This window comes from Accumulibacter sp. (assembly GCF_031732815.1).
In the GTDB taxonomy this organism is placed as follows: domain Bacteria; phylum Pseudomonadota; class Gammaproteobacteria; order Burkholderiales; family Rhodocyclaceae; genus Accumulibacter.
The window spans coordinates 1-4,902 of the sequence record NZ_JAVMKF010000030.1 but is presented as its reverse complement, the minus strand read 5'-3'; the positions used below and the strand labels follow the sequence as shown (position 1 = coordinate 4,902).

6 protein-coding genes and 2 pseudogenes are annotated in these 4,902 nt (G+C 68.4%); 6 read left to right on the top strand and 2 right to left on the bottom strand.

Features of this window, described 5'->3' with window-relative positions:
- Both RKP46_RS02565 and RKP46_RS20155 read left to right on the top strand, forming a co-directional pair.
- The coding region (locus RKP46_RS02565) for a hypothetical protein (RefSeq protein ID WP_311105172.1) at positions 1-303 on the top strand (303 nt) is incomplete at its 5' end.
- 13 nt (positions 304-316) lie between these two features.
- Positions 317-526 (top strand): annotated as a pseudogene (locus RKP46_RS20155) (hypothetical protein); the annotation flags it as partial.
- Between the two features lie 29 nt (positions 527-555).
- Here RKP46_RS20155 and RKP46_RS02560 read toward each other — a convergent pair.
- Positions 556-912 carry a hypothetical protein gene (locus RKP46_RS02560; RefSeq protein ID WP_311105171.1) on the bottom strand — a complete coding sequence of 119 codons (357 nt, stop codon included), beginning with the start codon at positions 910-912 and terminating at the stop codon, positions 556-558.
- An 83-nt stretch (positions 913-995) separates the two neighbouring features.
- Here RKP46_RS02560 and RKP46_RS02555 point away from each other — a divergent pair, with 83 nt between their 5' ends.
- The 4 genes and pseudogenes from RKP46_RS02555 to RKP46_RS02545 form a co-directional block, all read left to right on the top strand.
- Entirely contained in the window at positions 996-1,286 is a 291-nt protein-coding gene (locus tag RKP46_RS02555; RefSeq protein ID WP_311105170.1) for a hypothetical protein, read from the top strand.
- Positions 1,287-1,300: 14 nt separating this feature from the next.
- Positions 1,301-2,695 carry an acetate--CoA ligase family protein gene (locus tag RKP46_RS02550; RefSeq protein ID WP_311105169.1) on the top strand — a complete coding sequence of 465 codons (1,395 nt, stop codon included), beginning with the start codon at positions 1,301-1,303 and terminating at the stop codon, positions 2,693-2,695.
- A complete protein-coding gene (locus RKP46_RS20150; RefSeq protein WP_409194095.1) occupies positions 2,578-2,919 on the top strand; it encodes an acetate--CoA ligase family protein in 342 nt (113 codons plus the stop codon). Before RKP46_RS02550 ends, RKP46_RS20150 begins: the two co-directional genes overlap by 118 nt.
- A 164-nt stretch (positions 2,920-3,083) precedes the next feature.
- Positions 3,084-3,416: pseudogene (locus RKP46_RS02545) on the top strand (GNAT family N-acetyltransferase); the annotation flags it as partial.
- A 363-nt stretch (positions 3,417-3,779) separates the two neighbouring features.
- On the opposite strand, the gene RKP46_RS02540 reads toward RKP46_RS02545, so the two are convergent.
- A complete protein-coding gene (locus tag RKP46_RS02540) occupies positions 3,780-4,808 on the bottom strand; it encodes an integron integrase (protein ID WP_311105168.1) in 1,029 nt (342 codons plus the stop codon).
- Positions 4,809-4,902: the final 94 nt, after the last annotated feature.

Sequence of the window (4,902 nt, the reverse complement as noted above, 5' to 3'; positions counted from 1 at the left end):
CAGGCAGCGGTCGTCATGGCCGAAGTCGAGCGTCTGGCTGCGCTCGACCCCAGCGCCGACGGGTCCGACATCGCGCTTCTCGCGCGCAACCGGGCAAGGCTCGAACCGATCCGTGCCTGGTGCGAGAACGCCGGCATCGCCTGCGCCGCGGGCGAAGGTGAGCAGAATGGCGGCCCAAGCCTGCACCAGGTGCGCGAAGGCTGTCACCTGGCCGACTTCTTGCGCGGCAAGGCGAATCGCCTGCTGCGCTGCGGCACCTTGGCGCGCTGGCGCGCTGGTTCGCCGCCCGCCATCGCGCGGTGATCGGCGGCAACCCGTGGTGCTCCTCTTCCGCCAATTCATCGACAAAGTCGAAGCGAGCCGGGGCAATTCGCCCTTGCCGGCCAGCCTGGCCTGCGAGGCGCTGCATGAACTCGGCAACGAAGCGCGGCATGCCGAGCGCGGCCGGCTGACGTTGTCCACCGTGCATGGCGCCAAGGGACGCGAGTTCCGGCATGTCGTCATCCTCGACGGCGGCAACTGGCGGCAGGCCGACGAAGAGGAACGCCGCCTGTACTACGTCGCCATGAGACGCGCGCGCGGGAGACGCTGGCGCTCTGCTCGGCCGACCGCGACGGCAACCCTTTCACGCCGCCGCTCACCGCCGCTGTCGTCCGGCGCAACCCCCTGCCGCCGACCGTCGAGCGGCCGCCGTAGCTCGCGCTGCGCACCGGCGACGGCGGTCTCGTCGGTCGTCTGGCGCGCGCGGTCGAGCTGCCGGCCGGCGAGGTGCTCGACGTTCGGGTCGATGCCCTGGTCAGGCGAACGCGCAAACGGACCGACGCGCGCTTCCTGCCCTGGATCAACACCGACGCCTGGTGGGTCGTCCTCGCGACGCTGCACATCGCGCCGGCGCAGCGCTGATGCCCTCATTCCGACAATAGATCAGGATGGGCACATCCTTCGGCCCAACGCATCGACCAAGCCGGCCCTGAGCCGGCCGCAATCAGGCCATCATGACCGTCCGCAACCTGGAATTCCTCTTTCGTCCGCAGTCGGTGGCGGTAGTAGCCGAACCCGACGAAGCGAGCCGATACGCCGGGGTGGTGCTGGCGAATCTGCCCGGCGGCGCCTTCGCCGGCCCGCTGATGTCGTCGGCGCGCACCGGCGCTCGCTGTTTTCCATCGGTAGCGACGTTCGGCTCGGCGAAATCGCGACAACACCCGACCTGGCGATCCTTTGTGCCTCGCTCGACCTGGTGCCGTGCATCATCAGGCAACTCGGTGCGCGCGGCACGCGCGGCGTGATCGTCGGACCGCGGATGTGGCACAAGATGCGCCGCAGCGAGATCGCGGCGGCACGCCAGGGAATTCTCGAAGCGGCGCAGCCTTCGCTGATGCGACTTCTCGGGCCAGGCAGCGGCGGACGCGTCGTTCCCGGCAGCGGACTCAATGCCTCGGCCACGCCGGTACCGATCAAGCCGGGAAAAATCGCCGTCCTCAGCCAGTCCACAACGATCAGCGCCGCCGGGCGCACCGCCGGGCGCAACAAGCCGCTCGTCGCCATTCATTGTGGGCGGCTGGCGGCAGTCGACGCGACCGACGGACCGTTGCGCGCCGAGGACGTTTTTCAGGCAGTGCTGCGGCGGGCCGGCTGGGTGAGCGTCGATACGCTCGGCGCGCTGTTCGAAGCGGTCGAAGCGATGGCGCGCGTGCGCCCGCAGCGCGGCGACAGCCTGGCGATTCTCGGCAACGGCCACGGCCCCGGGCGGATTGCCGCCGAGACGTTGCTGCGCGCCGGCGGCCGCCTGGGCGACCTTTCGCCCGCCACGCTCAGGCACTTCGAGAAACGCCTGCAGACGCGTTCGCACCTGAGCAATCCGCTCGCGCTGCCGCCCGGCATGCGCGCGGACGGATGGGCGGCCGCGCTGTCGGCCATGCTCGCCGACAGGCGTACCGATACCGTGCTGACTGTCTGCCCGCCGTCGCCCTTCGTCGCCAGCGACGAAGTGGCGACAGCACTCTGCGCCGTCTCGCGACAGAGCCAGCACAAGGTCCTTACCGCCTGGATCGGCGGCGGCGCGATGCTCCACGCGCAACGCATCGCCGCGGCGCATGGCGTGTTGAGCCACGACTCGCCGGAAAGGACGATCACCGTATTTCTCGGCGTGCTCAATTGCCGACGCAATCGCGATCTGCTGATCCAGATGCCGCCGTCGTTTGCGGCGGACTTCCCGCCGGACAGTGAAGCCGCCCGCAGCGTCGTCGGCGAAGCGTTGACCGCGGCCGGCGAAACGCTGTCGGCGCGCCACACCCGCCGACTGCTGCAAGCCTACGGCATCGTCGTCGCCGACACGCCAGCCGCCCCCAGCATCGATGCCGCACTGCTCGCCGCCGAGCAGATCGGCTATCCGGTCGATCTCGCGCTGCTGCTCGCCAACGGCGCCGTTTTCGACGAGACGGCCGGCAGCCTCCCTTCGCCGGCAGCGATACGCATCGCCGCCCGCGACCTGCGCCACCGCCTGCGCGCCCGGCATCCGGCGCGTCGCGTCACCGGCTACCGTCTGCGGCCAAACGGCGCCCGTAGCGGCCCCCGGCGCTGCGCCTCGGCGTCGCCGGCGATGCCCTCTTCGGCCCGGTCGTCTTCCTCGCCCGCAGCGCGGCCGGCAACGCGTGCGAGAGCGGCTGCGTCGTCGCCCTGCCGCCGCTCAAGCTAATGCTGGCGCAGGATCTGGTCGCGCGCAGCCCTTTTTGCCGAAGAGCTCGCCGAGAGCGAGCGGACGCCCCTGCAGAAGGCGCTCAGCCAGGCGCTGGTTCGTCTGTCACCATTGCTGACCGAATCGACCACGTGGCGAGCGTCGAACTCGACCCCCTGCATGTCGAGGCTGCAGGTGTCGTCGCGTTCGACGCCCGCATCGGCCTCGCGCGCTCGAGCGCTTGAGCGCCGCGATCAATCGTCGACGCCTGGCCATCCGAGCCTATCCGAAGGAACTCGAACAAGCGATCGCCTGGCAGGGTCGGGCCCGGCTGCTGCGGCCGATTCGGCCGGAAGACCAGACCTCGCTCGGCGACCTCATCAACTCGCTGGCGCGCGAAGATTTCCGCATGCGCTTCTTCAACGCCATGCGCAGCATCTCCCGTTCGCGCATCGCCCGTTTCACGCAGATCGACTTCGATCGCGAGATGGCCTTGGTCGCGATCGAGCGCGGCGACGACGGGCTCGACCACGTCCTCGGCGAGGTGCCCGCCGTTGCCGATACCTGCGCCAACTTTGCCGATTTCGCCATCGTCGCCATCGTCGCCGACTCCGCGCTCAAAGGCCAGGGACTCGGCCGCCTGTTGCTCGAACGTCTGGTCGGCTACTGCCGCAGCCGCGGCATCGCCGAGTTGCGCGGCGAAACGCTGGACGGCGAGCTGCGCATGCAGCGCCTCGCCCGTCGCCTCGGCTTCACGCCGACCAGCGGCGCCGACCGCAGAAAACGATCGACCTTCGTCTGGCGCTGGAGCAGCCCGCCAACACGCCCGGCGGAGGCCACCGATCAGCGCCGCAGCTGGCCGTTCCGACGCACCCGGGGTGGCGATCACGCCGGCCGACCGGGGCTGAATTCACGCGCTGCCGGAGGAGGCTGCGGTGGGCGTTCCCTAAGCCGCTTGCGCCGCGCCATTCCGGTCTTCGCCGGTTGGCCCGGAAGCGGTCTTGGCGCTGACGCGACGCGCCTGAAGCGGGTTCACACCGGCACGTTCCAGGACAACGGCAAGCGCATTCGCCGCGCGCCGTATCCGGCCGGCAGCCCGCGCGCGTCAAAGGAGCGAATCGAGCGGGCTGCGAACGCCACGCCCACCGCGCTGGAGCACATGCGTGTAGATCATCGTCGTGCTCACGTCGGCATGGCCAAGCAGTTCCTGCACCGTTCGGATGTCGTAGCCGCCATCGAGCAAATGGGTGGCAAAGGAATGGCGCAGCGTGTGCGGAGTGGCTGGCTTGTCGATGCCTGACGCGAGCACCGCTTTTTTCATCGCGCGCTGCAGCAGCTTTTCGTCCAGGTGATGACGCCTCTCCACGCCGCTGCGCGGATCGACCGAGTAACTTCCCGCAACGAAAACGTACTGCCAGAGCCAGGATGTGCTTGCCGCTGGGTACTTTCGCGCCAGCGCGTCCGGCAGATAGACGCTCGCCTTGCCGGCCCGCAGATCATCCTCGAAGACGAGTTTCCGCCGCTGCAGGTGCTCGCGCAGGTCAGCGCTTACTCCCTCGGGCAGCATCGTCACCCGGTCTTTGGCGCCCTTGCCGTCACGGATGAGGATTTCACCCTGAGCAAAATCGACGTCCTTCACCCGCAGGCGAATCACTTCCATCAAGCGCATTCCGGTGCCGTACAGCAGACGCGCAAGGAGGCTGTAGACCCCGTCCATCCGCTCCAGCACGCGCTGAACTTCGCCGCGAGTGAGGACAACCGGCAAGCGTTGTGGGCGTTTGGCTCGCACCATCTCGTCCAGCCAGGGCAACTCGATGCCGAGCACCTGACGGTAAAGGAAGAGCAGCGCCGAGAGAGCCTGATTCTGCGTAGCCGACGCCACATGACCTTCGACCGCCAGATGGCTCAGAAACGCCTCGACCTCCGGCGCTCCCATCTCGCGCGGGTGGCGTTTCCCATGGAACAGCACGAACCGCTTGACCCACTGCACATATTGTGATTCAGTTCGTATGCTGTAATGGCGCAGTCGGATCTGCGCACGCACCTGGTCGAGCAGCCTCGGTTCGGGGGGGCTCTTGCCAGGAGCGGAGGGGAGCGCCGGAGGTGCGTTTGTCGGATCAATGGGGGTGTTCATGGTCAGTGAATCATTGAAGATCAGCAGGATGCGCCAACAGCGCCGGAGTATACACCGAGCGCGGACTGAAAATACACCTGGCGGGGCGCCTACC

Coding starts and splice junctions, on each gene's coding strand:
- RKP46_RS02555 (WP_311105170.1), top strand. CDS start 996: ATGACCGTCCGCAACCTGGAATTCCTCTTTCGTCCGCAGTCGGTGGCG.
- RKP46_RS02550 (WP_311105169.1), top strand. CDS start 1,301: ATGTGGCACAAGATGCGCCGCAGCGAGATCGCGGCGGCACGCCAGGGA.
- RKP46_RS02560 (WP_311105171.1), bottom strand. CDS start 912: ATGAGGGCATCAGCGCTGCGCCGGCGCGATGTGCAGCGTCGCGAGGAC.
- RKP46_RS02540 (WP_311105168.1), bottom strand. CDS start 4,808: ATGAACACCCCCATTGATCCGACAAACGCACCTCCGGCGCTCCCCTCC.